Origin of the sequence: Cytobacillus firmus, from assembly GCF_023715565.1 — a bacterium.
Taxonomy (GTDB): Bacteria; Bacillota; Bacilli; order Bacillales; family Cytobacillaceae; genus Cytobacillus; species Cytobacillus firmus_C.
The window spans coordinates 1-458 of record NZ_JAMBOJ010000156.1 but is presented as its reverse complement, the minus strand read 5'-3'; the positions used below and the strand labels follow the sequence as shown (position 1 = coordinate 458).

At 69.9% G+C, this 458-nt stretch carries 1 protein-coding gene; it reads right to left on the bottom strand.

The features are described from left to right. The coding region (locus tag M3205_RS25240) for a hypothetical protein (protein ID WP_251172368.1) at positions 1-458 on the bottom strand (458 nt) is incomplete at both ends.

The window sequence follows — 458 nt, the reverse complement described above, 5'->3', positions numbered from 1 at the left end:
ACCACCCGCCGTGAGGTGCGCGTCGAGGTTGGCGTCGAGCAGCAGCGGTGTGCGTGGGCTTCCCTGCACGCCGATCCGTCCGTCGATCGTGCCGTCGATGTCGAGCGGGGATCCGACCAGCGCGCGCACCGTCTCCACCGGGATGTGATCGAGCCACGTCGTCACGTCGAGCTCGGACACGAACAGCGACAGGTCCTTGAAGTCGGGCTTGGGCGCACCGACGAGCAGCCAGTCCATCACCTCGTTCAGGCGTGTGGTGGCGGTCCCGCCGGCCTCCACGAGCGCGTCGTAGCCGTCGTACAGATCGACCTGGGCGTCGAGCAGGCCCGCCTTGCGGTGCACGTCGAACTCCGCACGTCCCGTCCGCTCCAACCCGGCGACGCGCGCCTCGATCACACCCTGCGCGTCCACGTCCGGATCGCGGATGTCGCCGCGCAGGCGAACGACCGCGGACACCT